The following is a 26,358-nucleotide window of genomic DNA, read 5'->3' as shown; positions in this document are numbered from 1 at the left end:
CATTGCAAAATAATGTTTATTCGCAGCGGATTCCGCACTTTTAATGCAATTTTCCTGGGCTTTCTCTTTTACTGGAAGGGGGCTCGCAGTCAGGTTTCCCCTTTCCCTGGCCTTCTGAAAAAGAGGTTTACTCTCGCCCGGAAAGTGAATTTTTTTCAATTCTTTGTTTTTGTATAAAAAACAATGATTTTTCATTAATCCGTTAGCTGAGTCAGAAAAATGAAAAGAAAAAAATCTTGTGCTATTGGCGAAATCTATGGTAACTCTTTAGGTATTCCTTCGAACAAGATGCAAGAATCGACAAAAATGACAGCCCTTCTACGAGTGATTAGCCTGGTCGTGATTAGCGTGGTGGTGATTATTATCCCACCGTGCGGGGCTGCACTTGGACGAGGAAAGGCTTAAGAATCAAGCCTTAACGAACTAAGACCCCCGCACCGAAAGGTCCGGGGGTTTTTTTTGACCTTAAAAACACAACAGAGGAACAGAAAATGAATAACAGCATAAAATTCTGTTTCTTAAGATTTACGACGGGGAACTAACTATGAATGGAGCACAGTGGGTGGTACATGCGTTGCGTGCACAGGGTGTCGAGACAGTATTCGGCTATCCCGGTGGCGCAATTATGCCGGTCTACGATGCGTTGTACGACGGTGGCGTGGAACACCTCCTGTGCCGACACGAACAGGGGGCCGCGATCGCAGCCATTGGCTATGCCCGTTCCACCGGTAAAACGGGCGTCTGCATCGCCACTTCTGGTCCGGGGGCAACCAACCTGATCACCGGACTTGCGGATGCGCTGTTAGATTCGGTCCCTGTTGTAGCGATCACCGGGCAGGTTGCTGCGCCGCTCATCGGCACTGATGCGTTTCAGGAAGTGGACGTATTGGGGCTGTCGCTGGCTTGTACCAAGCACAGTTTCCTGGTGCAGTCGCTGGAAGAGTTGCCACGCATCATGGCCGAGGCGTTTGAGGTCGCTAATACCGGTCGTCCGGGTCCGGTTCTGGTTGATATCCCGAAAGATATCCAGTTAGCCAGCGGAGCGCTGGAGCCGTATTTCACGACCGTCGAAAACGCGGCTGTTTTCCCTCAGGCTGACGTTGAGCAGGCACGAAAAATGCTGGCCCAGGCGCAAAAACCGATGCTGTATGTGGGAGGCGGCGTAGGAATGGCGCAGGCGGTTCCGGCGCTGCGTGAGTTTATTGCGGTAACGCAAATGCCAGTCACCTGCACGCTGAAAGGACTGGGGGCTGTCGAGGCGGATTATCCCTACTATCTGGGGATGCTTGGCATGCATGGCACCAAAGCCGCGAACTTCGCCGTGCAGGAGTGTGATTTGCTGATTGCGGTAGGCGCGCGTTTTGATGACCGGGTGACCGGTAAACTGGATACCTTCGCGCCGCATGCCAGCGTGATCCACATGGATATCGACCCGGCCGAACTGAACAAACTGCGCCGGGCGCATGTCACCTTGCAGGGTGATTTGAATGCGCTGCTGCCTGCACTGCAACAGCCGGTCGACATCGATGAATGGCGTCAGCGTAATGCGGAACTGCGTACTGACCACACCTGGCGTTACGATCATCCCGGAGAGGCTATCTACGCGCCGCTGCTGTTGAAACAGCTGTCGGAACGTAAGCCTGAAAACAGTGTAGTAACGACGGATGTCGGTCAGCATCAGATGTGGTCTGCACAACATATGACGTACAGTCGCCCGGAGAATTTCATCACCTCCAGCGGCTTAGGCACGATGGGTTTTGGTTTACCGGCTGCCGTTGGGGCGCAGGTTGCGCGACCGGACGACACTGTTATCTGTATCTCCGGTGACGGCTCCTTCATGATGAATGTTCAGGAGCTGGGCACCGTAAAACGTAAGCAGTTACCGTTGAAGATAGTTTTACTGGATAACCAACGATTAGGCATGGTTCGACAATGGCAGCAGCTGTTTTTCCAGGAACGATATAGCGAAACCACCCTGACCGATAACCCCGATTTCCTCACGTTAGCCAGCGCCTTCGGCATCCCTGGCCAACACATCACCCGAAAAGACCAGGTTGAAGCGGCACTCGATACCCTGCTGAACAGCGACGGGCCTTACCTGCTTCATGTCTCAATCGACGAACTTGAGAATGTCTGGCCACTGGTGCCGCCTGGCGCCAGCAACTCTGAAATGCTGGAGAAATTATCATGATGCAACATCAGGTCGCCGTAGAGGCTCGCTTTAACCCGGAAACGCTGGAACGTGTTTTACGTGTGGTACGCCACCGTGGTTTTCAGGTGTGTGCCATGAATATGGAAGCCGCCCGTGACGCGCAGAATATAAATATCGAATTGACCGTTGCCAGCCCACGGTCGGTCGACTTACTGTTTAGTCAGTTAAGTAAGCTGGTGGATGTAGCACATGTTGCCATCTGCCAGAGCACAACAACATCACAACAAATCCGCGCGTAAGCGTGACAGGAAGAAGAAATGACGACGAAAAAAGCTGATTACATTTGGTTCAATGGCGAGATGGTTCGTTGGGAAGACGCGAAAGTTCACGTAATGTCCCACGCGCTGCACTACGGTACGTCTGTCTTTGAAGGCATCCGTTGCTATGACTCGCACAAAGGCCCGGTGGTGTTCCGTCATCGCGAACATATGCAACGCCTGCATGACTCAGCCAAAATTTATCGTTTCCCGGTCTCTCAGAGCGTGGATGAACTGATGGAAGCCTGCCGTGAGGTGATCCGTAAAAATAACCTGACCAGCGCTTATATTCGCCCGCTGGTATTTGTTGGCGATGTGGGTATGGGCGTGAACCCGCCTCCGGGATACTCCACCGACGTCATCATTGCCGCGTTCCCCTGGGGCGCGTACCTGGGCGCTGAAGCGCTGGAACAGGGGATCGATGCAATGGTTTCCTCGTGGAACCGTGCCGCACCTAACACTATCCCGACCGCGGCAAAAGCGGGCGGTAACTACCTTTCTTCACTTCTGGTCGGTAGCGAAGCGCGTCGTCATGGCTATCAGGAAGGTATTGCGCTGGATGTGAATGGTTATATCTCCGAAGGTGCCGGTGAAAACCTGTTTGAAGTGAAAGACGGTGTGCTGTTTACCCCGCCGTTTACCTCTTCCGCGCTGCCGGGGATCACCCGTGACGCCATCATTAAACTGGCGAAAGAACTGGGTATTGAAGTCCGCGAGCAGGTTCTGTCCCGCGAATCCCTGTATCTGGCGGATGAAGTCTTCATGTCTGGTACCGCGGCGGAAATCACCCCGGTTCGCAGCGTTGACGGCATCCAGGTGGGCGAAGGCCGCTGTGGTCCGGTCACCAAACGCATCCAGCAAGCGTTCTTCGGCCTGTTTACCGGTGAAACCGAGGACAAATGGGGCTGGTTGGATCAGGTAAATTCATAACAAAAAAATTATTTTTCCCAAAATAATTCGCGTCACAGGAAGGCGGCAACACAGCGAATTCCCTGGAGCTTACCGTTGTAAGTGACAGGGATGAGTGAGGCAGCCAACGCACCTGTGGCGTGAAGTATGAAGGGAAAACAGACACCAGGAGTAAATAACGCATGCCTAAGTACCGTTCCGCCACCACCACTCATGGCCGCAATATGGCAGGAGCCCGCGCGCTGTGGCGCGCAACCGGAATGACGGATGCCGATTTTGGCAAACCGATCATTGCCGTCGTGAACTCATTCACCCAGTTTGTGCCAGGGCACGTGCACCTGCGCGATCTCGGTAAACTGGTCGCTGAGCAGATTGAAGCGTCCGGCGGCGTGGCTAAAGAGTTCAATACCATTGCCGTGGATGATGGTATCGCCATGGGCCACGGGGGCATGCTTTATTCACTGCCGTCGCGCGAGCTGATCGCCGATTCGGTGGAGTACATGGTGAATGCCCATTGCGCCGATGCGATGGTCTGTATCTCCAACTGCGACAAAATCACCCCGGGGATGCTGATGGCCTCCCTGCGCCTGAACATTCCGGTGATCTTCGTTTCCGGCGGTCCGATGGAGGCCGGGAAAACTAAGCTGTCTGACAAAATCATCAAGCTCGATCTGGTTGATGCCATGATTCAGGGTGCAGACCCGAAAGTGTCTGACGATCAGAGTAATCAGGTTGAACGTTCCGCCTGTCCGACCTGCGGTTCCTGTTCCGGGATGTTTACCGCAAACTCGATGAACTGCCTGACCGAAGCATTGGGCCTGTCGCAGCCGGGTAACGGTTCTCTGCTGGCGACCCACGCCGACCGTAAACAGTTGTTCCTCAATGCCGGTAAACGCATTGTTGAGCTGACTAAACGTTATTACGAGCAGGATGACGCCTCCGCGCTGCCGCGCAACATTGCCAGCAAGGCGGCGTTTGAAAACGCCATGACGCTGGATATCGCGATGGGCGGTTCCACCAATACCGTTCTGCACTTACTGGCGGCGGCGCAGGAAGCGGAGATCGACTTCACGATGAGTGATATCGACAAGCTTTCCCGTAAAGTGCCACAGCTGTGCAAAGTGGCGCCGAGTACGCAGAAATACCACATGGAAGATGTCCACCGAGCGGGCGGGGTACTGGGGATTCTGGGCGAGCTGGATCGCGCGAGCCTGTTGAACCGGGACGTGAAGAACGTGTTGGGGCTGACGCTGCCGCAAACCCTTGAGCAGTATGACATCACGGTGACGCAAGATGACGCCGTGAAGCAGATGTTCCGCGCAGGCCCTGCGGGTATTCGTACCACAGAAGCGTTCTCGCAGGATTGCCGCTGGGACTCGCTGGATGACGATCGCGCTGAAGGTTGTATCCGTTCGCTGGAACATGCCTACAGCAAAGATGGCGGTCTGGCGGTACTTTACGGTAACTTCGCGGAGAATGGCTGCATCGTCAAAACCGCCGGCGTGGACGACAGCATTCTGAAATTCACTGGCCCGGCCAAAGTGTATGAAAGCCAGGATGAGGCGGTTGACGCTATTCTCGGCGGCAAAGTGGTAGCAGGCGATGTGGTTGTGATCCGCTACGAAGGGCCGAAAGGCGGACCGGGGATGCAGGAAATGCTCTACCCGACCACCTTCCTCAAATCGATGGGCCTCGGCAAAGCGTGCGCGCTGGTTACCGACGGTCGTTTCTCTGGCGGCACTTCTGGCCTCTCCATTGGTCACGTTTCACCGGAAGCGGCCAGCGGCGGTAATATCGCGATCATTGAAGACGGTGACATGATTGCTATCGATATTCCGAACCGTGGCATTCAGCTGCAACTGAGCGATGCGGAAATTGCTGCGCGTCGTGAAGCACAGGAAGCACGCGGCGACAAAGCCTGGACCCCGAAAGATCGTCAGCGTCAGGTGTCGTTTGCGCTGCGCGCCTATGCCAGTCTGGCGACCAGCGCCGATAAAGGCGCGGTCCGCGATAAATCGAAACTGGGAGGCTGATGATGGCCGAATCACAACCTCTGTCAGCGGCCCCGGAAGGGGCAGAATATCTGCGTGCGGTACTCCGCGCGCCGGTATACGAGGCGGCGCAGGTGACGCCGCTACAAAAAATGGAAAAGCTCTCATCGCGCCTGGATAACGTGATTCTGGTGAAACGCGAAGACCGGCAGCCGGTGCACAGCTTCAAGCTTCGTGGCGCTTACGCGATGATGGCAGGGCTGACCGAGGCGCAAAAAGCTCACGGGGTCATCACCGCTTCTGCGGGCAACCATGCCCAGGGCGTGGCGTTTTCCTCCGCTCGTCTGGGCGTGAAGGCGCTGATCGTGATGCCTGTTGCGACGGCGGATATCAAAGTCGATGCCGTTCGTGGCTTCGGCGGCGAAGTACTGCTGCATGGCGCAAACTTTGATGAAGCGAAAGCGAAAGCGATTGAACTGTCGCAGCAGCAGGGTTTTACCTGGGTTCCGCCATTCGATCATCCGATGGTGATTGCCGGTCAGGGGACGCTGGCGCTGGAATTACTTCAGCAAGATGCTCATCTCGATCGTGTGTTTGTGCCGGTCGGCGGCGGCGGTCTGGCGGCGGGCGTTGCGGTACTGATCAAACAGCTGATGCCGCAAATCAAAGTGATTGCGGTGGAAGCAGAAGACTCCGCCTGTCTGAAAGCGGCGCTGGATGCGGGTCATCCGGTCGATCTCCCGCGCGTTGGGCTATTTGCCGAAGGCGTGGCGGTGAAGCGCATTGGCGATGAAACCTTCCGTCTGTGCCAGGAATATCTCGACGACATTATCACTGTGGATAGCGATGCAATATGTGCGGCGATGAAAGACTTGTTCGAGGATGTGCGCGCAGTGGCAGAACCTTCCGGCGCGCTGGCGCTGGCGGGAATGAAAAAGTACGTCGCTCAGCACAACATCCGCGGCGAACGTCTGGCGCATATCCTTTCCGGCGCTAACGTCAATTTCCACGGTCTGCGCTACGTTTCCGAGCGTTGCGAGCTGGGCGAACAGCGTGAGGCGCTGCTGGCCGTGACCATTCCGGAAGAAAAAGGCAGCTTCCTGAAGTTTTGCCAGCTGCTGGGCGGTCGCTCGGTCACTGAATTTAACTATCGCTTTGCCGATGATAAGAACGCCTGCATTTTCGTCGGTGTTCGGCTGAGCAGGGGGATGGAAGAACGCACCGAGATCCTGAATCTGTTGCGCGACGGTGGCTACAGCGTGGTCGATCTCTCTGACGACGAAATGGCGAAGCTGCACGTGCGCTACATGGTAGGTGGACGTCCGTCGAAACCGCTACAGGAACGTTTATTCAGTTTCGAGTTTCCGGAATCACCCGGCGCGCTGCTCAAGTTCTTGCATACGCTGGGGACCCACTGGAATATCTCGTTGTTCCATTACCGCAGCCACGGCACGGACTATGGTCGCGTCCTGGCCGCGTTTGAACTGGGCGATCACGAACCCGATTTCGAAACGCGACTGCAAGAACTGGGCTATGAGTGTCACGACGAAACGCATAACCCGGCATTTCGCTTTTTCCTCGCGGGGTAAGCGTGTTGGTATGACCGGATGGCGCAGGGCTTTGCGCCGTCCGGCAATTATTTTAGAGGCAAGCAGATGGCTGGACGCTTTCAGGGCTTTGCGCAGGAAGGGCTGACGTTTCTTCAGCAGGTAAAAATTGAAAATGATAAAACGTGGTTCGAGGAGCACCGTTTTATTTACGATCGCAGCATACTCACGCCGTTCCGGGCGCTGGTGGATGACTTAGCGCCGGTGATGCTGGAGATCGATCCTCAGCTTGAGACACGTTCCGCCATCGGCAAAACGCTATCTCGCATTCATCGCGATACCCGCTTTTCCCATGACAAATCGCTTTACCGTAGCCGGATGTGGCTGACCTTCAAACGTTCAGCCAAAAACTGGACCGATGCGCCCGCGTATTTTTTTGAGATCAGCCCCGATACATTGCGCTATGGACTGGGTTACTACAGCGCCAGTAAGCCGACGATGGATCTGTTTCGCCATACGTTAAAACAGCGACCTACGCAGTTTCTGGAAGTGGCTAACTGTTGTCGGGCGCCGTTTGAGCTGGTGGGAGAGCGCTATAAGCGGCTGCTGGTGAAAGATCTTGAACCGACGATTTCCGACTGGTATCACCGTAAATCTTTTGCCGCAATGGCAACGGATACCGACGTGGAAAAACTCTTCCATGCCGATCTGGTGACGTTGCTGGCCGACGGTTTCCGCCAGCTGGAACCGTTGTACCAGTGGCTCATGCAGGTGGAAACGCTGAAGCAAATTGACCCGGCGGATCTGTAACCGTTACCGTCCTTCGTCGATTTTCCTTTCGAGGACTATTTTCCAGAACGCATCAATGAGCGGCTCATGCAGCCGCTTTTTCGGCGCACAGACGCCCAGTTCGAACGGGGTTTTCTCGTCGCTGCGTTCTAAAATCATCACGCGATTGCGCACCGGTTCGGGGCTGTTTTCCAGCACCACTTCGGGCAGTAGCGCCACGCCACAGCCGAGCGCGACCATCGACACCATCGCTTCATGCCCGCCCACGGTGGCGTAAATCTGCGGATTGCTGATTTTATGGCGACGGAACCACAGTTCAATGCGACGGCGCACGGGTCCCTGATCGGCCATGATGAATGGCACCGTAGACCAGTCGGGTTTCTCTACCGAAACCTGATTGCGTACCGGGCAGGGCAGCGCCGGGGCAATGAGTACCACCGCCAGATTCTCCAGCATTGAAAACGCCACCGCACCGGGCAGCGTCTCCGGCTTTCCGGCAATCGCCAGATCCGCTTCGCCGGTTACCACTTTTTCCATGGCATCGGCGGCGTCGCCGGTGGTGAGTTTAATTTCTACTGAGGGATGTTCAGCGCGAAAGCGATCGAGGATGGGCGGCAGATGGCTATAGGCGGCGGTCACCGAGCAGAAAATATGCAGTTCCCCCGACAGCGATGGACCTTGCTGATCGAGAGTGTGGCGCAATTGCTGATACTGCAACAGCGTCTGTTGGGCAAACGTTCGTAGCTCTTCGCCGGCTTCGGTCAGCGTAACCGTGCGATTATCGCGGACAAACAACGGTTGGCCGAGGTCTTCTTCAAGGCGCTGGATCTGTCGTGACAGTGTGGAAGGGCTGACATGCATCGCCCGCGCGCTGCGACCAAAGTGGCGGCTTTCCGCCAGATGCAGGAACATTTTCAGATCGCGTAAATCCACCGGCGAACCTCTTCATTTTTACGTTGCAGTTATTGCAACGTGACGTTGTGAATATATCAATTTCCGCAATAAATTTCCTGTCATATAGTGGATTCATTCTCGCAAAAGCGAACCGAATAATAAGCACCACAACACAACATCACGGAGTACACCACTATGGCTAACTACTTTAATACACTGAACCTGCGCCAGCAGCTGGCACAGCTGGGTAAATGTCGCTTTATGGGCCGCGATGAGTTCGCCGATGGCGCGAGCTACCTTCAGGGTAAAAAAGTGGTCATCGTCGGCTGTGGCGCTCAGGGTCTGAACCAGGGCCTGAACATGCGTGATTCCGGTCTGGATATCTCCTACGCGCTGCGTAAAGAGGCGATTGCTGAGAAGCGCGCATCCTGGCGTAAAGCGACTGAAAACGGCTTCAAAGTCGGCACGTATGAAGAACTGATCCCACAGGCGGACCTGGTGGTTAACCTGACGCCAGACAAACAGCACTCCGACGTGGTGCGTTCCGTACAACCGCTGATGAAAGACGGCGCGGCGCTGGGTTACTCTCATGGTTTCAACATCGTTGAAGTGGGCGAGCAGATCCGTAAAGACATCACCGTGGTGATGGTGGCGCCGAAGTGTCCGGGTACCGAAGTACGTGAAGAGTACAAACGTGGTTTCGGTGTGCCGACGCTGATCGCGGTTCACCCGGAAAACGATCCGAAAGGCGAAGGCATGGCGATTGCTAAAGCCTGGGCTGCTGCGACCGGCGGTCACCGTGCGGGCGTGCTGGAATCTTCTTTCGTGGCGGAAGTGAAATCTGACCTGATGGGCGAGCAGACCATTCTCTGCGGCATGCTGCAGGCCGGTTCTCTGCTGTGCTTCGATAAACTGGTGGAAGAAGGTACCGATCCGGCGTATGCCGAGAAACTGATTCAGTTCGGCTGGGAAACCATTACTGAAGCGCTGAAGCAGGGCGGTATCACGCTGATGATGGACCGTCTGTCTAACCCGGCGAAACTGCGCGCTTACGCACTGTCCGAACAGCTGAAAGAGATTATGGCGCCGCTGTTCCAGAAACACATGGATGACATCATCTCCGGTGAGTTCTCTTCCGGCATGATGGCTGACTGGGCCAACGACGATAAGAAACTGCTGACCTGGCGTGAAGAGACCGGTAAAACCGCGTTTGAAACCGCACCGCAGTTTGACGGTAAGATCGGCGAGCAGGAGTACTTCGATAAAGGCGTGCTGATGATCGCCATGGTGAAAGCAGGCGTTGAGCTGGCGTTCGAAACGATGGTGGATTCTGGCATCATCGAAGAGTCCGCGTACTACGAGTCACTGCACGAGCTGCCGCTGATCGCCAACACCATCGCGCGTAAGCGTCTGTACGAAATGAACGTGGTTATTTCTGATACTGCAGAATACGGTAACTACCTGTTCTCTTACGCTTGCGTACCGCTGCTGAAAGAGTTTATGACGACGCTGCAGACCGGCGACCTGGGTAAAGAGATTGCTGAAGGCGCAGTGGATAACGCTCAACTGCGTGATGTAAACGACGCGATTCGCAGCCATGCTATCGAGAAAGTCGGCCAGAAACTGCGTGGCTATATGACCGATATGAAGCGCATTGCTGTCGCGGGTTAATTGTTGATGTCGGGTGCGGCTACGCCTTACCCGACCTACAAAAACACGTAGGCCTGATAAGGCGTAGCCGCATCAGGCAAAAAAGCCTTCTCTTATGAGAAGGCTTTTCTGTTAGTTGCGATATAACACTTTGATAATGTGGTAACCGAACTGAGTGTGCAGTGGGCCGGTAGGTTCCAGCACCGGGCAGGAAAAGACCACTTTATCGAACGCCGGGACCATTTGGCCCTGGCGGAATTCACCTAAGTCACCGCCTCTTTTGCCGGACGGGCAGATAGAGTGTTTCTTCGCCAGCTTGCCGAAGTCGGCGCCGTTTTTAATCTGCTCCAGAAGATCCAGTGCCAGTTTCTCTTCTTTAACAAGAATATGCAGTGCTGCTGCGGTTTTTGCCATTATTTCGTTCTCATGTCTCAAAGGTTGCCCGCCACTTTATCATTCCTCAGGGCGTCAGACATATACTCTTCGCCAGCGCAGGACAGATGTCTCATCGGGTTTATCGAATCGGGAGATAGATAGCATTTTCATCCAGTGTATTCCTGAGGGAGCGGGACAGCGGTCCTGTCTTTCCGTCAGAGGGACGCGATAACATGAACACAATGAAAAAAGCAGATTTTTCAGGTGACTGGCTGGTCGGATTGACTCAGGTTGTAGACGACCCCCTGTTGTATGAACTCCTCAAATACTGCCCGCTGGAGGTCATGCAGCGCTGGCGTTTTGACGATATCGCGTGCGGTGCGCTGATTTGCCGTCAGGGGGAGGTCTGTCGACAGTTTTCCCTGATCGTATCGGGTGAAGTGGATGTCTTTTACGAGGCTGAAGATGGTCGTCGTTATCGACAGGCTCATTACTGCAAAGGCGACATGCTGGGTGAACTGGAGATATTTGAGTCGCGGCATTACATCTGCTCGGTGGTGGCGGTGGGAAATGTCCAACTGTTAAGTCTGTCGCAGGAACATTTTAATCACTGGCTGGCACTGGATAATCATTTCAACCAGCGAATATTACGCTTCTTCAGTCAGCAATATTATCAGCTGTCGAAAAAGGCCAGTAGCGACAATTTATATTCGCTGCACCAGCGGGTATGCCAGGCATTATGGCAGCGATATCAACACAATAAATCGACGTCTATTTTGCTGGATAAGCAAAATCTGAGTCAGGAATTTGCGGCGACGACACGCAGTATTAACCGTATTTTGCACGATCTTAAATCACTGAAAATTATTGATACCGATGGGGATCGTATTGTTCTGCTGGCTCCTGAAAAACTGAAGCGGGAGGCGGAAAGTTAAGCGCCAGGGGCGTAAGGAGACAAGAGATGCAACCCCATATTCGATTAAGCAAAAACATGACGAGCGCAAGGTATGCGCTATTGCCTGGCGATCCCGAACGTGTGGATCGAATCGCTCGTTTTCTGGATAAGCCCGAAATGCTGGGGCAAAACCGGGAATTTCGCGCGGCGCGTGGTGAGTATAAGGGCGTTGAAATTCTGGTGCTATCGACGGGAATCGGCGGACCATCAACGGCTATTGCGATTGAAGAGTTACGCCAGATTGGCGTCAACACGCTGATCCGAATCGGAAGCTGCGGAGCATTGCAGGATACGCTGGCGCTGGGCGAGGTGATTATCGCCCACGGTGCGGTCGCGGATGATGGCACCAGTAAAACCTATGCGCCTGTCAGCTATCCGGCATGCGCGGATCCGCAGCTCACGGCAACGCTGATGCAGTTGGCGTTGCAAATGAACATTCCCGCCCGTTGCGGACTGGTACGCAGCCATGACAGTTTTTATACCGACCGCGAGGCTGAACTGGATGCGGAATGGTCTGCTCGCGGCATTCTTGGCGCAGATATGGAGACGGCCGCACTGATGGTGGTCGGTGCGCTACGCGGGCTGCGAACGGCGTCGTTGCTCAATGTGGTTGTCACCCATAACGGCTGTCTGGACAGCAGCATCAACAATTATGTGCAACAAGAAATGCGGTGTCAGCAGGGTGAAATTCATCAGGTTTCCCTAGCGCTACAGGCCATTTACTTCGACAGTCAGCAAGGAGAGCAATGATGGATTTTTTCAGTATTAACAACGTAATGGTCAACATTCCTCTCGGAGAGGGTGGGTATGCGCTCTCGTGGATTGAGGCTATCGGTACGGTCTTTGGCTTACTGTGTATCTGGTACGCCAGCAGGGAAAAAATTATAAATTACCTGTTCGGACTGATTAACGTCACTCTGTTTGCCGCGATCTTTTTCCAGATCCAACTGTATGCCAGTTTACTGCTTCAGGTGTTCTTCTTTGCGGCGAATATCTACGGCTGGTATGCGTGGAGTCGCCAGAATGAGGAACAAGAGGCGACGCTGAAAGTTCGCTGGCTTTCCCGGCAACAAACGCTGGCGCTGGGTAGTGTTTGTATTGTTGCTATCCTGTTGATGACACTGTTTATTGATCCGGTATTTGCGACACTCACCCGTATCATGCTTGCGCTGTTGCACACTGTGGGAGTGTCGGTGGCAATGCCAGAGCTACAGCCGGATGCTTTCCCGTTCTGGGATTCCACCATGCTGGTGTTGTCGATTGCCGCAATGGTGTTGATGACCCGCAAGTATGTGGAAAACTGGTTGCTGTGGGTGCTTATTGATGTCATTAGCGTCGTGATTTATGCGGTTCAGGGCGTCTATGCCATGTCGCTGGAGTATGTCCTGCTGACAGCCATTGCGGTGATGGGTTCTTACAGTTGGATTCTGAGCGCAAAACGTAACGGCTATTCGCCGCTCGCGGCCAGCGCATCCTGATGGATATTTTTCAGGCTGCCTGACGGGCAGCCTCAGACCGCAGCAAAGAAGGAAAAAACGTGGTTTTTCCTTCTTTGTGGTTATCAGCCGAAAATCAATGAATTGATTTTCCTGGTTTTTAATGAGGTGCTCTCTGCTTGCCCGGTATCAAAATGAGGTTTGTCATCACTCTCCGGCTGCCTGACGGGCAGCCTGTTACTCCCTTGGCCTCGCTTTCTGCTACAATTCGTCCCCCGTTCGAAGATTGAGCACTTTTTCCTATGCGTTTAAACCCCGGCCAACAACAAGCTGTCGAATTCGTCACCGGACCGTGCCTGGTGCTGGCGGGGGCGGGTTCCGGTAAGACACGCGTTATCACCAATAAAATCGCTCACCTGATCCGTGGCTGCGGCTACCAGGCGCGACATATTGCGGCGGTGACCTTTACTAACAAAGCGGCGCGCGAGATGAAAGAGCGTGTCGGACAGACGCTGGGACGCAAAGAAGCGCGCGGGTTGATGATCTCCACTTTCCATACGTTAGGGCTGGAGGTGATTAAACGCGAATACGCCGCGCTGGGGATGAAATCGAATTTCTCGCTGTTTGATGACACGGACCAGGTTGCGCTGCTCAAAGATCTGACGGAAGGGCTGATTGAAGACGACAAAGTTGTACTGCAACAGCTGATCTCGACGATCTCGAACTGGAAGAACGATCTCAAAACGCCCGCACAGGCGGCCGCCGGTGCGAAAGGCGAGCGCGATCGTATCTTTGCGCACTGTTACGGGCTGTACGATGCGCATATGAAAGCCTGTAACGTCCTCGACTTTGACGATCTGATTTTGCTGCCGACGCTGCTGTTGCAGCGTAATGAAGAGGTGCGTGAGCGCTGGCAGAACAAGATTCGCTATCTGCTGGTGGATGAATATCAGGACACCAACACCAGTCAGTACGAACTGGTGAAACTGCTGGTGGGAAACCGGGCGCGATTCACCGTCGTGGGGGACGACGATCAGTCGATTTACTCCTGGCGCGGGGCGCGTCCGCAAAACCTGGTGTTGTTAAGTCAGGATTTCCCGGCATTACAGGTGATCAAACTGGAGCAAAACTACCGCTCCTCCGGGCGGATCCTGAAGGCGGCGAACATCCTTATTGCCAATAACCCGCACGTCTTTGAAAAACGTCTGTTCTCCGAACTAGGCTACGGCAAGGAGCTCAAAGTATTGAGCGCCAACAACGAAGAGCACGAAGCCGAGCGGGTGACCGGGGAACTCATCGCCCATCACTTTGTGAATAAAACGGAATATAAAGATTACGCCATTCTGTATCGCGGTAACCACCAGGCGCGGGTGTTCGAAAAATTCCTCATGCAGAACCGTATTCCCTACAAAATTTCCGGCGGCACCTCGTTCTTTTCGCGTCCGGAAATTAAAGATTTGCTGGCCTATCTGCGGGTGTTGACCAATCCGGATGATGACAGCGCGTTCCTGCGTATCGTAAATACGCCAAAACGTGAAATCGGCCCCGCCACGTTGCAAAAACTGGGCGAGTGGGCGATGACGCGGAATAAAAGCCTGTTTACCGCCAGTTTTGATCTGGGACTGAGCCAGACGCTCACCGGGCGCGGCTATGACTCGCTCACCCGTTTTACCCACTGGCTGGGTGAGGTTCAGCGGTTGGCTGAACGTGAGCCGATTGCCGCCGTTCGCGATCTCATCCACGGAATTGATTACGAATCCTGGCTTTACGAAACCTCGCCCAGCCCAAAAGCCGCTGAAATGCGCATGAAAAACGTTAACCAGCTGTTTAGCTGGATGACCGAAATGCTGGAAGGCAGCGAACTGGATGAACCGATGACGCTCACTCAGGTTGTCACCCGCTTCACACTACGTGACATGATGGAGCGCGGCGAGAGCGAGGAAGAGCTGGATCAGGTGCAACTGATGACGCTGCATGCCTCGAAAGGGCTGGAGTTCCCGTATGTGTTTATGGTGGGTATGGAAGAAGGCTTTCTGCCGCACCAGAGCAGCATCGATGAAGACAACATTGATGAAGAGCGCCGTCTGGCCTATGTCGGCATCACCCGAGCGCAGAAAGAGTTGATTTTTACGCTGTGTAAAGAGCGACGTCAGTACGGTGAACTGGTGCGCCCGGAGCCGAGTCGCTTCCTGCTGGAGTTACCGCAGGACGATCTGATCTGGGAGCAGGAGCGTAAAGTGGTGAGCGCCGAAGAGCGAATGCAGAAAGGGCAGAGCCATTTGGCGAATCTGAAAGCCATGATGGCGGCGAAAAGAGAAAAATCGTAGGTTGTAGGCCGGATAAGGCGTTTACGCCGCCCTCCGGCAGTGAATCATTCACACACTTCTAAAGGCCAGTGGACATAGCTCTGCCACTGGCTTTCTTGTTCAATCAACTCTTTCCCCAGCGGATGCTGTTCCAGCCAGTCCGGCGGCAGCGTTAAGGCGAGAATTTCATTTGACGCCTGTAACGTAATGGCTGGCACCAGATCGTCACGACGGCGGCTGGCAAAGATAATCGCCAGTCTGAGCAGACGACAAAGATGCTCCGCCACACGCGGTGGTACGGCATTTTGCTGATGCAACGACGAGAGATCGACCGGGTTGGTCTGATTTAACAATAGCGTGGCGAGCAGTTTTTTCTGTGCAGGCGTGAAGCCCGGCAGATCCAGATTACGGACCAGATAGGCGGCATGCTGAGGCGCTTGCTTAAAATCAACGCTCAGGCCAATCTCGTGCAACTGGCAGGCGCTGATCAGCAGTTCGCGGCTGATCGGCTCAAGATGCCACTCATTTTCTACCTGATCGAGAAAACTCACCGCCAGATTCGCAACGCGATGCGCCTGTTCGGTATCCACCATAAACCGGCGCTGAATGTTACGCAGCGTGCGGCTGCGAATATCCTGATCCACCGCGAGATGCAGCATCCCGTAGACCAGCCCTTCACGCAATGCCCCACCGGCCAGGGTCATACACTGAATATTGAGCTCGGTGAAGATGGCGATCAGAATGGCCAGCCCGCTGGGGAACACCAGCGCGCGTTCCAGGGTTAAGCCTTCAATTTCCAGTTCTTCCAGACGACCGCAATGAATCGCCCGCTGTTTCAACTGCTGCAATTTCGCCAGCGTGATGCGCTCATCCATCCCTTGCGCCATCATGATTTCCTGCAACGCCTGAACGGTACCGGAGGCACCGACGCAGACTTTCCAGCCGTGATAGCGAAGTTCATCGGCGATCGGGCGCAGCACATCGCGCGCGGCTTTTTCCGCTTCGTCGAAATTCTCTTGTGCCAGATTGCGATCGGTAAAGTAGCGTTCGAGCCAGGTGACACAGCCCATCGACAGGCTGAACAGGGAGGTGGTTTGCGCCCCCGTTCCGGTGACCAGTTCGGTACTGGCGCCGCCAATATCGACGACCAGACGCTGATCTGCTCCGCCAGTGGTGTGCGCCACGCCCTGATAAATCAGGCGCGCTTCTTCTTCACCGCTGATGACCTGAACCGGACAACCGAGGATTTCCTGCGCTTTCGCGATAAACTCGCTGGCGTTCACCGCGATACGCAAGGTTGCCGTGGCGACCACGCGGATTTGCGGCAGCGGAATATCCTGAAGGCGCTCGGCGAACAGACGCAGACATTGCCAGCCGCGTTCCATTGCTTCAGCAGAAAGAACATTGCTGCTGTTCAGACCGGCGGCCAGACGCACTTTGCGTTTAATGCGCGTGAGCGTCTGGATGCTACCCGCTACCTCGCGTACGACCAGCATATGAAAACTATTGGAACCGAGATCGATAGCGGCGTACAACGAGGTAGAATTCATACACTTCATCCTTCAACCTGTATCTGTGTTGGCGGCGTTCTCTCACCCGAATCACTGACGACAGTGAGCTCATCGGGATTCGTTTTCTTGCTGCCTTGATACGGGCTGAATGATTTTGTGTATGGCATAACTTTTCTTAACCTGAACGACGACGATTACGCGGGGCACCGCCAGAGCGACGCGGGCCATTGCCAGGACGCGTGCGCGTCAGACGCAGCGGTTTCGGCAGATTGTTCATCAACGCATCCGGATTATATTTACTGACCGGAATAGAGTGACCAATGTAGGTTTCAATCGCGGGCAGGTTCAGGGCATACTCTTCACAGGCCAGGCTGATGGAGTGACCGCTTGCGCCAGCACGGCCTGTACGACCGATACGGTGTACGTAGTCTTCGCAATCGTCCGGCAGATCGTAGTTAAAGACGTGCGTGACGGCAGGAATGTGCAGGCCGCGCGCGGCAACGTCGGTTGCGACCAGAATATCCAGATCGCCACGGGTGAATTCATCGAGAATACGCAGACGTTTTTTCTGCGCCACATCGCCGGTCAGCAAGCCAACGCGATGACCATCGGCGGCCAGATGGCCCCAGATATCTTCGCAGCGGTGTTTGGTGTTCGCGAATACGATGGCGCGATCCGGCCATTCTTCTTCGATCAGCGTTTGCAGTAAGCGCATTTTCTCTTCGTTAGACGGATAGAAAAGCTCTTCTTTAATACGGTGACCCGTTTTCTGTTCCGGCTCGACTTCAACGTATTCGGCGTTGTTCATTTGTTCGAACGCCAGTTCACGAACGCGGTAAGAGAGGGTGGCAGAGAACAACATGTTCAGGCGCTGGTTGGCCGGCGGCATGCGGCGGAACAGCCAACGGATATCTTTAATAAAGCCCAGATCGTACATGCGATCGGCTTCATCGAGGACCACCACCTGGATGGCACCCAGGTTGATGTGATTCTGTTTCGCGTAGTCGATCAGACGACCCGTGGTGCCGATGAGAATATCGACGCCGCTTTCCAGCACTTTTAGCTGTTTGTCGTAACCGTCACCGCCGTAAGCGAGACCCAGCTTCAGACCGGTCGTCTGTGCCAGCGGCTCGGCATCGGCGTGGATCTGCACGGCTAACTCACGCGTCGGCGCCATAATTAAGGCGCGTGGCTGGTTCACCTTGCGATCGTCAATCGCGGGATGAGAGAGAAGATAATGAAACGTTGACGTCAGGAACGCCATCGTTTTTCCGGTACCGGTTTGCGCCTGCCCTGCAACATCGCGACCAGCCAGCGTAAGCGGCAGTGCGAGGGCCTGAATGGGCGTGCAGTTATGAAAGCCTTTATTTTCAAGGGCTTCGATAACCTTTGGGTGCAGGGCGAAGTCGGAAAACTTCTGTTCTGTTAAATGTGTTTTGCTCATAGTGTGGTAGAATATCAGCTTACTATTGCTTTACGAAAGCGTATCCGGTGAAATAAAGTCAACCTTTAGTTGGTTAATGCTGTACACAAATCATTCATGATGCGTCGAGGCGGCAAGCGAACGCGTTCACAAGAGCGTACAGAGTACGTGACCGGAGCGATGAGCGCAGCCAACAAAGAGGCAGCTTAAAGGATGATGTGTATACACCAACACACCAGGCTTATTCCTGTGGAGTTTATATGAGCGATAAAATTATTCACCTGACTGACGACAGTTTTGACACGGATGTACTCAAAGCGGACGGGGCGATCCTCGTTGATTTCTGGGCAGAGTGGTGCGGACCGTGCAAAATGATCGCCCCGATTTTGGATGAAATCGCTGACGAATATCAGGGCAAATTGACGGTTGCTAAACTGAACATTGACCAAAACCCAGGCACTGCGCCGAAGTATGGTATCCGTGGCATCCCGACCCTGCTGCTGTTCAAGAACGGTGAGGTTGCAGCGACCAAAGTGGGCGCACTGTCCAAAGGTCAGCTGAAAGAGTTCCTCGACGCTAACCTGGCGTAAGCCGGGCGTCTCATGTTCGGGTGCCCAGGATCCTAATTGATTCGGATGACTGGACGCCCGACTTGAGTCGTGCTAAGTTAGTGTTGACTTCGTATTAAACATACCTTATTAAGTTTGAATCTTGATAACTCCAATACTTCCCGTTTTTTCTCGCACGCGAAGTGGACAGATTCCTGGCTTATCATTCAATCCGTCTTGTCGTTTCAGTTCTGCGTACTTTCCTGTGACCAGACAGCGAACAGACATGAGTTGATGGCCGTAAACAGGCATGGATGACCCTGCCATACCATTCACAACATTAAGTTCGAGATTTACCCCAAGTTTAAGAACTCACACCACTATGAATCTTACCGAATTAAAGAATACGCCGGTTTCTGAGCTGATCACTCTCGGCGAAAATATGGGGCTGGAAAACCTGGCTCGTATGCGTAAGCAGGACATTATTTTTGCCATCCTGAAGCAGCACGCAAAGAGTGGCGAAGATATCTTTGGTGACGGTGTGCTGGAGATATTGCAGGATGGATTTGGTTTCCTCCGTTCTGCAGACAGCTCCTACCTCGCCGGTCCTGATGACATCTACGTTTCCCCCAGCCAAATCCGCCGTTTCAACCTCCGCACTGGTGATACCATCTCTGGTAAGATTCGCCCGCCAAAAGAAGGCGAACGCTACTTTGCGCTGCTGAAAGTTAACGAAGTTAACTACGACAAACCGGAAAACGCCCGTAACAAAATTCTCTTCGAAAACTTAACCCCGCTGCACGCAAACTCTCGTCTGCGTATGGAACGTGGTAACGGTTCGACCGAAGACTTAACGGCGCGCGTTTTGGATCTGGCTTCACCAATCGGTCGTGGTCAGCGTGGTCTGATCGTCGCACCGCCGAAAGCCGGTAAAACCATGCTGCTGCAAAACATTGCGCAGAGCATCGCTTACAACCATCCTGACTGTGTGCTGATGGTGCTGCTGATTGACGAACGTCCGGAAGAAGTGACCGAGATGCAGCGTCTGGTGAAAGGTGAAGTCGTTGCTTCTACCTTTGACGAGCCAGCATCCCGTCACGTTCAGGTGGCGGAAATGGTGATCGAGAAAGCGAAACGTCTGGTTGAACACAAAAAAGACGTTATCATTCTGCTCGATTCCATCACCCGTCTGGCGCGTGCTTACAACACCGTGGTTCCGGCCTCCGGTAAAGTGCTGACCGGTGGTGTGGACGCTAACGCCCTGCATCGTCCGAAGCGTTTCTTCGGTGCGGCGCGTAACGTGGAAGAGGGCGGCAGCCTGACCATCATCGCAACGGCGCTGATCGATACCGGCTCTAAGATGGATGAAGTCATCTACGAAGAGTTTAAAGGCACCGGTAACATGGAACTGCATCTCTCTCGTAAGATTGCTGAAAAACGCGTCTTCCCGGCTATCGACTACAACCGTTCCGGTACCCGTAAAGAAGAGCTGCTCACCACTCAGGAAGAGCTGCAGAAAATGTGGATCCTGCGCAAGATTATTCACCCGATGGGCGAAATCGACGCAATGGAATTCCTCATTAATAAACTGGCGATGACCAAGACTAACGACGATTTCTTCGACATGATGAAGCGCTCGTAAACGTGCTCTGAGCCGAAAACGCCACGTTTTTACGTGGCGTTTTGCTTTTATGTCTGTAATCTTAACGACAAGTTAACAAATCAGGGGTTATCGTCCTCCGCTGCACGTGCGTCAACCATCAAGTGCGACACGTGGTTAATAATTATACAAAACAGACGGTTCGGAGTGGAGTTTCCCTTCTGAATACAGGCCTTCGTGGTTATACTTCTGCTTATAATTTTCTCTGAGAGCACGCATTGTGAATTTACTGACAGTCAGTACTGATCTCATCAGTATTTTTTTATTCACGACACTGTTTCTGTTTTTTGCGCGGAAGGTCGCAAAAAAGGTCGGTTTAGTGGATAAACCCAACTTCCGTAAACGCCACCAGGGATTGATACCGTTGGTTGGGGGCATCTCAGTTTATGCGGGGATTTGTTTCACATTTAGCATTGTGAATGTCTATATCCCCCACGCTGCTCTCTATCTGGCTTGTGCCGGTGTCCTGGTCTTTATCGGCGCACTGGACGATCGCTTTGATATTAGCGTAAAAATTCGCGCCACCATTCAGGCTGCTATCGGCGTAATTATGATGGTGGTGGGCAAGCTCTATCTCAGCAGCCTGGGTTATATCTTTGGCCCGTGGGAAATGGTGCTCGGGCCGTTTGGTTATTTCCTCACGCTCTTCGCCGTATGGGCTGCGATCAACGCCTTTAACATGGTGGATGGTATCGATGGCTTATTAGGCGGACTCTCAAGCGTCTCATTTGCCGCAATGGGGCTTATTCTGTGGTTTGATGGACAGACCAGTCTGGCTATCTGGTGCTTTGCCATGATCGCCGCCATCCTGCCCTATATCCTGTTGAACCTCGGTGCGCTTGGCCGTCGCTATAAAGTGTTTATGGGTGATGCCGGCAGTACGCTGATTGGTTTTACCGTTATCTGGATCCTGCTTGAAACCACCCAGGGGAAAACGCACCCGATAAGCCCGGTTACCGCGCTGTGGATCATCGCCATTCCGCTGATGGACATGGTGGCCATCATGTATCGTCGTCTGCGTAAAGGGATGAGCCCCTTCTCGCCAGACCGCCAGCATATTCATCATTTGATCATGCGTGCAGGGTTTACTTCCCGTCAGGCGTTTGTCCTGATCACACTTGCCGCCGCAATACTGGCCTCGATTGGCGTGCTGGCGGAATATTCTCATTTTGTCCCGGAATGGGTCATGCTGGTGCTCTTTTTGCTAGCATTCTTCCTCTACGGTTACTGCATTAAGCGTGCATGGAAGGTGGCGAGGTTTATTAAGCGCATGAAGCGCAGATTACGAAGAAACCGTGATAACAATCCAAAATTAACCAAGTAAATGAGGGTGCGATGACTCAACCATTACCGGGGGCACACGCTGTGAGCGCTGAAAATGAACTGGATATTCGTGGGTTGTTTCGTACCTTGTGGGCCGGGAAGGTGTGGATTGTCGGTATCGCGCTGTTATTCGCGCTGATCGCGCTGGCGTATACTTTTTTTGCTCGTCAGGAGTGGAGCGCGACCGCGATCTCCGATCGCCCCACGGTGAATATGTTGGGCGGTTACTATTCCCAACAGCAGTTTTTGCGGAATCTGGATACGAAAGCGGACAACGCGTCAGGCGATCAACCTTCGGTGATGGATGAAGCCTATAAAGAGTTCGTGATGCAACTGGCCTCCTGGGATACGCGTCGCGACTTCTGGCTGCAAACCGACTATTACAAGCAGCGGATGGTTGGCAACAGCAAGGCCGATGCCGCCATGCTGGATGAGATGATCAATAACATTCAGTTCACCCCCGGTGATTTTGCCCGCGCAATTAACGACAGCGTCAAGCTCATTGCCGAAACCGCGCCTGATGCGAACAATCTGCTGCGTCAGTATGTGGCGTTCTCCAGTCAGCGTGCGGCAAGCCATCTCAACGAAGAACTGAAAGGCGCGTGGGCTGCGCGGACCGTGCAAATGAAGGCGCAGGTCAAACGTCAGGAAGAGGTGGCGAAAGCGATTTTCTCCCGCCGCGTGAGCAGCATTGAACAGGCGCTTAAAATCGCGGAACAGCACAATATCTCCCGCAGTGCGACCGATGTACCGGCGGATGAATTACCGGATTCGGAGCTGTTTCTGCTCGGACGTCCAATGCTCCAGGCGCGTCTTGAAAATTTACAGGCGGTCGGCCCCTCTTTCGATCTGGACTACTTCCAGAATCGAGCCATGCTAAATACATTGAATGTGGGTCCAACTCTGGACCCGCGTTTTCAGACCTATCGCTATTTGCGTACACCGGAAGAACCGGTAAAACGCGATAGCCCGCGCCGTGCCTTCCTGATGGTGATGTGGGGCATCGTGGGGGGGCTTATCGGCGCAGGTGTTGCGTTAACCCGCCGCCGCACGATTTAGCACGACTGCCGCAGTGAGGGGCTGGGCCCTCACTGACTATTCGAAGAGAATCGATGTGAAAGTACTGACTGTATTTGGCACGCGACCGGAAGCCATAAAAATGGCACCTCTGGTGCATGCGCTGGCAAAGGATCCTGATTTCGACGCAAAAGTCTGCGTCACCGCGCAGCACCGTGAGATGCTCGATCAGGTATTGAATCTCTTTTCTATTGTTCCTGACTACGATCTCAACATCATGCAGCCAGGTCAGGGATTGACAGAGATAACCTGTCGGATACTGGAAGGGCTGAAGCCTATCCTCGCTGACTTCAAGCCGGATGTGGTACTGGTACACGGAGATACCACCACCACGATTGCGACCAGTCTGGCCGCTTTTTACCAACGTATACCGGTCGGCCATGTCGAAGCCGGGTTACGCACTGGCGATCTCTATTCCCCGTGGCCGGAAGAGGCAAACCGTACGCTGACCGGGCATCTGGCGATGTATCACTTTGCGCCGACGGAGAACTCGCGGCAAAACCTGCTGCGCGAGAATATTGCCGACAGCCGCATCTTTGTTACCGGCAATACGGTGATCGATGCGCTGATCTGGGTGCGCGATCGCGTTCTGGCGAGCGATACGCTACGTTCCGAACTGGCCGAACAGTATCCCTTCCTCAGCTCGGATAAAAAGCTGATCCTGGTGACCGGTCATCGTCGCGAAAGTTTTGGTCGCGGATTTGAGCAGATTTGCCATGCGCTGGCGGAGATTGCGGCCGCCAATCAGGATGTGCAGATTGTCTATCCGGTGCACCTGAACCCGAACGTCAGCGAGCCGGTCAACCGCATTCTCGGCCATGTTAACAACGTAACGCTGATTGAACCGCAGGACTATCTGCCCTTTGTCTGGCTAATGAATCACGCCTGGCTGATTCTGACGGACTCCGGCGGGATTCAGGAAGAGGCGCCGTCACTGGGTAAGCCGGTGCTGGTGATGCGTGAAACCACCGAACGACCCGAGGCCATTACGGCGGGCACGGTGCGTCTGGTGGGGACCGACTCACGGCGTATTGTTGAAGAAGTCACGCGTTTGCTGCATGACGAAAACGAATATCAGGCCATGAGCCGCGCCCATAACCCTTACGGTGACGGGCAGGCCTGTGGCCGCATTTTACACGCGTTAAAAAACAATCGGGTATCGCTATGAGTTTTTCTACCATTTCTGTTATTGGGTTGGGCTATATCGGTTTGCCGACGGCGGCTGCCTTTGCTTCGCGCCAAAAGCAGGTGATTGGGGTGGACGTTAACCCGCATGCGGTGGAGACCATCAACCGCGGTGAAATCCATATTGTTGAGCCGGACCTGGATAACGTCGTGAAAACGGCGGTGGAAGGCGGTTTTCTGCGCGCCACCACGACCCCTGTCGATGCCGATGCGTATCTGATTGCCGTACCGACGCCGTTTAAAGGTGAGCATGAGCCGGATATGACCTATGTCGAAGCAGCGGCGAAATCCGTTGCGCCGGTGCTGAAAAAGGGCGCGCTGGTGATCCTCGAGTCGACCTCTCCGGTTGGCGCGACCGAACAGATGGCGGCGTGGCTGGCCGAAATGCGTCCGGATCTCACTTTCCCGCAGCAGGCGGGCGAGCAGGCGGATGTGAATATCGCCTATTGCCCTGAGCGCGTTCTGCCGGGTCAGGTAATGGTTGAACTGATCAAAAATGACCGGGTCATCGGCGGCATGACGCCAGTGTGCTCGGCGCGTGCCAGTGAGCTGTACAAAATATTCCTTGAAGGCGAGTGCGTGGTGACCAATTCCCGTACGGCCGAAATGTGCAAGCTGACGGAAAACAGCTTCCGCGACGTCAATATCGCCTTTGCTAACGAACTGTCGCTGATTTGCGCCGAGCAGGGGATTAACGTCTGGGAACTGATTCGCCTGGCGAACCGCCATCCGCGCGTCAACATTCTCCAGCCGGGACCGGGTGTGGGCGGGCACTGTATTGCTGTCGACCCGTGGTTTATCGTGGCGCAGAATCCGCTGCAGTCGCGTCTGATCCGTACCGCGCGTGAAGTGAACGACGGTAAACCGCACTGGGTTGTCGATCAGGTCAAAGCCGCCGTTGCGGACTGCCTGGCGGCGACGAACAAGCGCGCCAGCGAAGTGAAAATCGCCTGTTTTGGCCTCGCATTTAAACCTAATATCGACGATTTGCGTGAAAGCCCGGCAATGGGGATCGCAAAAAGCATCGCCCAGTGGCACAGCGGTGAAACGCTGGTGGTGGAACCGAACATTCACCAGTTGCCGAAAAAGCTGGACGGTCTTTGCACTCTTGCCGAACTGAACGACGCGCTGGCGACTGCCGACGTGCTGGTGATGCTGGTCGATCATAGCCAGTTTAAAGCCATTCAGGGCGATGCGGTGCCGCAGCAGTACGTCGTGGATACCAAAGGAGTGTGGCGTTAATGAAACGGATTCTGGTGACGGGTGGCGCAGGTTTCATCGGCTCAGCGGTGGTACGGCATATCATTAATGAGACGGCAGATGCGGTCGTGGTGGTGGATAAACTCACCTACGCCGGCAATCTGATGTCGCTGGCGCCGGTTGCGCAGAGCGAGCGCTTTGCTTTCGAGAAAGTGGATATTTGCGATCGCGCTTCACTGGATCGGGTTTTTCAACAGTATCAGCCAGACTGCGTGATGCACCTGGCCGCCGAAAGCCACGTCGATCGCTCTATCGACGGTCCGGCGGCGTTTATCGAAACTAACATTGTTGGCACCTACACGTTGCTGGAAGCGGCGCGGGCGTACTGGAGTGAACGGGCTGACGAGAAAAAATCGGCGTTTCGCTTCCACCACATCTCGACGGACGAGGTGTATGGCGATCTGCACTCAGCGGATGATTTCTTTACCGAGACGACGCCGTACGCCCCAAGCAGTCCCTATTCCGCATCAAAAGCCAGCAGCGATCACCTGGTGCGCGCCTGGTTGCGTACCTACGGTTTCCCGACGCTCATTACCAACTGCTCCAACAACTATGGCCCATATCACTTCCCGGAAAAACTGATCCCGCTGATGATTCTTAATGCGCTGGCGGGCAAATCGCTGCCGGTGTATGGCAACGGACAGCAGGTCCGCGACTGGCTGTATGTGGACGATCATGCGAGAGCGCTGTACTGCGTGGCGACCACCGGAGAAGTCGGTGAAACGTATAACATTGGCGGCCATAACGAGCGTAAGAATCTGGACGTGGTTGAGACGATTTGCGACCTGCTGGAAACACTGGCGCCGAACAAACCGCAGGGTATCGCTCACTACCGCGACCTGATTACCTTTGTGGACGATCGTCCTGGTCACGACTTACGTTACGCCATTGATGCGTCCAAAATCGCCCGTGAGCTTGGCTGGACGCCACAGGAAACCTTTGAAAGCGGCATGCGTAAAACCGTGCAGTGGTATCTGGCGAATGAAGCCTGGTGGAAGCCCGTGCAGGACGGTAGCTATCAGGGGCAACGTTTAGGTCTGAAGGGTTAAT

At 54.2% G+C, this 26,358-nt stretch carries 25 protein-coding genes; 21 read left to right on the top strand and 4 right to left on the bottom strand.

Features of this window, described 5'->3' with window-relative positions; all coding sequences use genetic code 11:
• Positions 1-306: 306 nt before the first annotated feature.
• From ilvL to WM46_RS19320, 8 genes are all read left to right on the top strand, one after another.
• Positions 307-405, top strand: coding sequence for an ilv operon leader peptide (ilvL, locus tag WM46_RS19350; protein ID WP_001311244.1), 99 nt, complete (start codon positions 307-309; stop codon positions 403-405).
• A gap of 86 nt (positions 406-491) precedes the next feature.
• Complete coding sequence (gene ilvX / locus WM46_RS26520) at positions 492-542, top strand: peptide IlvX (RefSeq protein ID WP_193388322.1); 51 nt, start codon at positions 492-494, stop codon at positions 540-542.
• 2 nt (positions 543-544) lie between these two features.
• Positions 545-2,191: an acetolactate synthase 2 catalytic subunit gene (gene ilvG, locus WM46_RS19345; protein WP_102603066.1), complete on the top strand. Its 1,647-nt coding sequence runs from the start codon at positions 545-547 to the stop codon at positions 2,189-2,191.
• Positions 2,188-2,451 carry an acetolactate synthase 2 small subunit gene (ilvM, locus tag WM46_RS19340; protein WP_042326055.1) on the top strand — a complete coding sequence of 88 codons (264 nt, stop codon included), beginning with the start codon at positions 2,188-2,190 and terminating at the stop codon, positions 2,449-2,451. Before ilvG ends, ilvM begins: the two co-directional genes overlap by 4 nt.
• 18 nt (positions 2,452-2,469) lie before the next feature.
• Positions 2,470-3,399, top strand: coding sequence for a branched-chain-amino-acid transaminase (gene ilvE / locus WM46_RS19335; RefSeq protein WP_061075795.1), 930 nt, complete (start codon positions 2,470-2,472; stop codon positions 3,397-3,399).
• A gap of 161 nt (positions 3,400-3,560) precedes the next feature.
• Entirely contained in the window at positions 3,561-5,411 is a 1,851-nt protein-coding gene (ilvD, locus tag WM46_RS19330) for a dihydroxy-acid dehydratase (protein ID WP_061075794.1), read from the top strand.
• A 2-nt stretch (positions 5,412-5,413) separates the two neighbouring features.
• Positions 5,414-6,958: a threonine ammonia-lyase, biosynthetic gene (gene ilvA, locus WM46_RS19325; RefSeq protein ID WP_043001785.1), complete on the top strand. Its 1,545-nt coding sequence runs from the start codon at positions 5,414-5,416 to the stop codon at positions 6,956-6,958.
• 66 nt (positions 6,959-7,024) lie between these two features.
• Positions 7,025-7,726 carry a DUF2461 domain-containing protein gene (locus tag WM46_RS19320; RefSeq protein WP_102603065.1) on the top strand — a complete coding sequence of 234 codons (702 nt, stop codon included), beginning with the start codon at positions 7,025-7,027 and terminating at the stop codon, positions 7,724-7,726.
• A 3-nt stretch (positions 7,727-7,729) separates the two neighbouring features.
• Here the strand turns inward: WM46_RS19320 and ilvY are convergent, their stop codons facing one another.
• Positions 7,730-8,638, bottom strand: coding sequence for an HTH-type transcriptional activator IlvY (ilvY, locus tag WM46_RS19315; protein ID WP_042326059.1), 909 nt, complete (start codon positions 8,636-8,638; stop codon positions 7,730-7,732).
• 156 nt (positions 8,639-8,794) lie between these two features.
• On the opposite strand from ilvY, the gene ilvC reads away from it, so the two are divergent.
• Positions 8,795-10,270, top strand: coding sequence for a ketol-acid reductoisomerase (gene ilvC / locus WM46_RS19310; protein WP_102603064.1), 1,476 nt, complete (start codon positions 8,795-8,797; stop codon positions 10,268-10,270).
• A 111-nt stretch (positions 10,271-10,381) separates the two neighbouring features.
• Here ilvC and ppiC read toward each other — a convergent pair whose 3' ends face one another.
• Positions 10,382-10,663: a peptidylprolyl isomerase PpiC gene (gene ppiC / locus WM46_RS19305; protein WP_001140251.1), complete on the bottom strand. Its 282-nt coding sequence runs from the start codon at positions 10,661-10,663 to the stop codon at positions 10,382-10,384.
• A 194-nt stretch (positions 10,664-10,857) separates the two neighbouring features.
• Here ppiC and WM46_RS19300 point away from each other — a divergent pair, with 194 nt between their 5' ends.
• The 4 genes from WM46_RS19300 (at position 10,858) to rep (ending at position 15,342) form a co-directional block, all read left to right on the top strand.
• The gene (locus WM46_RS19300) at positions 10,858-11,559 is read left to right on the top strand and encodes a Crp/Fnr family transcriptional regulator (protein WP_061075791.1); all 702 of its coding nucleotides are present in this window, start codon (positions 10,858-10,860) and stop codon (positions 11,557-11,559) included.
• 26 nt (positions 11,560-11,585) lie between these two features.
• Complete coding sequence (locus tag WM46_RS19295; RefSeq protein ID WP_102603063.1) at positions 11,586-12,329, top strand: nucleoside phosphorylase; 744 nt, start codon at positions 11,586-11,588, stop codon at positions 12,327-12,329.
• On the top strand, positions 12,329-13,057 hold the full coding sequence (pnuC, locus tag WM46_RS19290) for a nicotinamide riboside transporter PnuC (protein ID WP_102603062.1): 729 nt from the start codon (positions 12,329-12,331) through the stop codon (positions 13,055-13,057). Before WM46_RS19295 ends, pnuC begins: the two co-directional genes overlap by 1 nt.
• A 260-nt stretch (positions 13,058-13,317) precedes the next feature.
• A complete protein-coding gene (gene rep / locus WM46_RS19285; RefSeq protein WP_102603061.1) occupies positions 13,318-15,342 on the top strand; it encodes a DNA helicase Rep in 2,025 nt (674 codons plus the stop codon).
• A 44-nt stretch (positions 15,343-15,386) separates the two neighbouring features.
• Here rep and gppA read toward each other — a convergent pair whose 3' ends face one another.
• Complete coding sequence (gene gppA / locus WM46_RS19280; protein ID WP_061075788.1) at positions 15,387-16,871, bottom strand: guanosine-5'-triphosphate,3'-diphosphate diphosphatase; 1,485 nt, start codon at positions 16,869-16,871, stop codon at positions 15,387-15,389.
• Between the two features lie 136 nt (positions 16,872-17,007).
• Positions 17,008-18,276 carry an ATP-dependent RNA helicase RhlB gene (gene rhlB, locus WM46_RS19275; protein WP_061075787.1) on the bottom strand — a complete coding sequence of 423 codons (1,269 nt, stop codon included), beginning with the start codon at positions 18,274-18,276 and terminating at the stop codon, positions 17,008-17,010.
• A gap of 239 nt (positions 18,277-18,515) precedes the next feature.
• Between rhlB and trxA the strand changes: the two genes are divergently transcribed.
• From trxA to rffG, 8 genes are all read left to right on the top strand, one after another.
• Positions 18,516-18,845 carry a thioredoxin TrxA gene (trxA, locus tag WM46_RS19270; RefSeq protein ID WP_001280776.1) on the top strand — a complete coding sequence of 110 codons (330 nt, stop codon included), beginning with the start codon at positions 18,516-18,518 and terminating at the stop codon, positions 18,843-18,845.
• Between the two features lie 133 nt (positions 18,846-18,978).
• Positions 18,979-19,098 carry a rho operon leader peptide gene (locus WM46_RS19265; protein ID WP_071887707.1) on the top strand — a complete coding sequence of 40 codons (120 nt, stop codon included), beginning with the start codon at positions 18,979-18,981 and terminating at the stop codon, positions 19,096-19,098.
• A gap of 87 nt (positions 19,099-19,185) precedes the next feature.
• A complete protein-coding gene (rho, locus tag WM46_RS19260) occupies positions 19,186-20,445 on the top strand; it encodes a transcription termination factor Rho (protein WP_002437993.1) in 1,260 nt (419 codons plus the stop codon).
• Between the two features lie 238 nt (positions 20,446-20,683).
• Complete coding sequence (wecA, locus tag WM46_RS19250) at positions 20,684-21,787, top strand: UDP-N-acetylglucosamine--undecaprenyl-phosphate N-acetylglucosaminephosphotransferase (protein ID WP_061075786.1); 1,104 nt, start codon at positions 20,684-20,686, stop codon at positions 21,785-21,787.
• Between the two features lie 11 nt (positions 21,788-21,798).
• On the top strand, positions 21,799-22,845 hold the full coding sequence (gene wzzE, locus WM46_RS19245) for an ECA polysaccharide chain length modulation protein (protein WP_061075785.1): 1,047 nt from the start codon (positions 21,799-21,801) through the stop codon (positions 22,843-22,845).
• A 55-nt stretch (positions 22,846-22,900) separates the two neighbouring features.
• Positions 22,901-24,031: a non-hydrolyzing UDP-N-acetylglucosamine 2-epimerase gene (gene wecB, locus WM46_RS19240; protein WP_061075784.1), complete on the top strand. Its 1,131-nt coding sequence runs from the start codon at positions 22,901-22,903 to the stop codon at positions 24,029-24,031.
• Positions 24,028-25,290 (top strand): UDP-N-acetyl-D-mannosamine dehydrogenase, encoded by a 1,263-nt coding sequence (gene wecC, locus WM46_RS19235; RefSeq protein ID WP_102603060.1) that lies wholly within the window; start codon positions 24,028-24,030, stop codon positions 25,288-25,290. Before wecB ends, wecC begins: the two co-directional genes overlap by 4 nt.
• Entirely contained in the window at positions 25,290-26,357 is a 1,068-nt protein-coding gene (gene rffG, locus WM46_RS19230) for a dTDP-glucose 4,6-dehydratase (RefSeq protein WP_102603059.1), read from the top strand. Before wecC ends, rffG begins: the two co-directional genes overlap by 1 nt.
• Position 26,358: the final 1 nt, after the last annotated feature.

Source organism: Citrobacter freundii complex sp. CFNIH2 (assembly GCF_002880615.1).
Taxonomy (GTDB): domain Bacteria; phylum Pseudomonadota; class Gammaproteobacteria; order Enterobacterales; family Enterobacteriaceae; genus Citrobacter_A; species Citrobacter_A amalonaticus_F.
Note: the sequence above shows the minus strand (reverse complement) of the source record. Positions and strands in the feature narration are given on the sequence as shown.

Bases quoted from the DNA above. Each gene is read 5' to 3' on its own strand.
- wecC (WP_102603060.1), top strand. From the start codon at position 24,028: ATGAGTTTTTCTACCATTTCTGTTATTGGGTTGGGCTATATCGGTTTG.
- rhlB (WP_061075787.1), bottom strand. From the start codon at position 18,276: ATGAGCAAAACACATTTAACAGAACAGAAGTTTTCCGACTTCGCCCTG.
- gppA (WP_061075788.1), bottom strand. From the start codon at position 16,871: ATGAATTCTACCTCGTTGTACGCCGCTATCGATCTCGGTTCCAATAGT.
- ilvM (WP_042326055.1), top strand. From the start codon at position 2,188: ATGATGCAACATCAGGTCGCCGTAGAGGCTCGCTTTAACCCGGAAACG.
- rho (WP_002437993.1), top strand. From the start codon at position 19,186: ATGAATCTTACCGAATTAAAGAATACGCCGGTTTCTGAGCTGATCACT.
- rep (WP_102603061.1), top strand. From the start codon at position 13,318: ATGCGTTTAAACCCCGGCCAACAACAAGCTGTCGAATTCGTCACCGGA.
- rffG (WP_102603059.1), top strand. From the start codon at position 25,290: ATGAAACGGATTCTGGTGACGGGTGGCGCAGGTTTCATCGGCTCAGCG.
- ilvL (WP_001311244.1), top strand. From the start codon at position 307: ATGACAGCCCTTCTACGAGTGATTAGCCTGGTCGTGATTAGCGTGGTG.
- wzzE (WP_061075785.1), top strand. From the start codon at position 21,799: ATGACTCAACCATTACCGGGGGCACACGCTGTGAGCGCTGAAAATGAA.
- ilvG (WP_102603066.1), top strand. From the start codon at position 545: ATGAATGGAGCACAGTGGGTGGTACATGCGTTGCGTGCACAGGGTGTC.
- ppiC (WP_001140251.1), bottom strand. From the start codon at position 10,663: ATGGCAAAAACCGCAGCAGCACTGCATATTCTTGTTAAAGAAGAGAAA.
- ilvA (WP_043001785.1), top strand. From the start codon at position 5,414: ATGGCCGAATCACAACCTCTGTCAGCGGCCCCGGAAGGGGCAGAATAT.
- ilvE (WP_061075795.1), top strand. From the start codon at position 2,470: ATGACGACGAAAAAAGCTGATTACATTTGGTTCAATGGCGAGATGGTT.
- WM46_RS19295 (WP_102603063.1), top strand. From the start codon at position 11,586: ATGCAACCCCATATTCGATTAAGCAAAAACATGACGAGCGCAAGGTAT.
- ilvC (WP_102603064.1), top strand. From the start codon at position 8,795: ATGGCTAACTACTTTAATACACTGAACCTGCGCCAGCAGCTGGCACAG.
- WM46_RS19300 (WP_061075791.1), top strand. From the start codon at position 10,858: ATGAACACAATGAAAAAAGCAGATTTTTCAGGTGACTGGCTGGTCGGA.
- pnuC (WP_102603062.1), top strand. From the start codon at position 12,329: ATGGATTTTTTCAGTATTAACAACGTAATGGTCAACATTCCTCTCGGA.
- trxA (WP_001280776.1), top strand. From the start codon at position 18,516: ATGAGCGATAAAATTATTCACCTGACTGACGACAGTTTTGACACGGAT.
- WM46_RS19320 (WP_102603065.1), top strand. From the start codon at position 7,025: ATGGCTGGACGCTTTCAGGGCTTTGCGCAGGAAGGGCTGACGTTTCTT.
- ilvD (WP_061075794.1), top strand. From the start codon at position 3,561: ATGCCTAAGTACCGTTCCGCCACCACCACTCATGGCCGCAATATGGCA.